This window comes from Alsobacter sp. R-9, from assembly GCF_054612375.1.
Genome location: NZ_JBTSWJ010000041.1, coordinates 1 through 841, shown reverse-complemented (window position 1 = coordinate 841; position 841 = coordinate 1). Strand labels below are relative to the sequence as shown.

The 841-nt window shown below is 64.0% G+C and carries 1 protein-coding gene; it reads right to left on the bottom strand.

Features of this window, described 5'->3' with window-relative positions; translation table 11 throughout:
• Positions 1-5: 5 nt before the first annotated feature.
• Positions 6-766, bottom strand: a protein-coding gene (locus tag ACX9GQ_RS25020; protein ID WP_459632315.1) for an IS5 family transposase whose coding sequence is annotated in 2 segments (ribosomal slippage) — positions 6-437 and positions 440-766 — 759 coding nt in all. Because the reading frame shifts where the segments join, the coding sequence is not laid out codon by codon here.
• Positions 767-841: the final 75 nt, after the last annotated feature.

The following is an 841-nucleotide window of genomic DNA, read 5'->3' as shown; positions in this document are numbered from 1 at the left end:
CGGACTCAATTGATCCAGTAAGCACAAGTGGCGGCGATGAGTGCGCCTGCGAGGTAGTTGCGTGCGAGTTTGTCGTAGCGCGTGGCGACCCGCCTGAAGTCTTTGAGGCGGCACCACATGCGTTCGACGCGGTTTCGGCCCTTGTAAGCGACGGTGTCGTAGGGGATCGGGGCGCGTCTTGAGGTGGTGGAGGGAATGACAGCTTCGGTGCCTTGCGCGGCCAGCATCTTTCGCAGGTGATCGGCGTCGTAGCCTTTGTCCGCCAGCAGGCGACGGATCGGCCCGGCTGCGCGCACCAGGGTGGCAGCCAGGGTGATGTCGTTGGTATTGCCGGCGCTCAGCAACAGCATGCGGGGCCGGCCGTGATCGTCGACCAAGCCGTGCAGCTTTGTCGTGCGCCCGCCCCGCGAGCGACCTACGCCTTGCTCGAAGTCCCCCCTTTTCCGCCCGATGCCGAGCGGTGAGCCTTCACGTGGGTCGCATCGATCGAGGCTGACGAGTAGATGCCCGTGTGCCCGGTGAGAGCGTAGAAGATCTCGTGCCAGATCCCCTGACGGCTCCACCGGTTGAAGCGATTGTAGACGGTCGTGTACGGCCCGAACTCGGGCGGGCAGTCGCGCCAACGCGCACCACTCTTGAGCATGTGGACGATCCCGGAGATGACCCGCCGGTCATCCACGCGGTGAGCGCCTTTGCGCCCGCGAGGCAGAAGAGGCTCGATCCGAGCCCACTCCTCATCGCTCAGCCATCGAACCTGCTTCGCCATGACAAGGCTCCTTTCCAGAAGCCTTGAATCAGCATCGCCACCGCGCCGCTAGACCTTATTGAGTACAGACCCTAG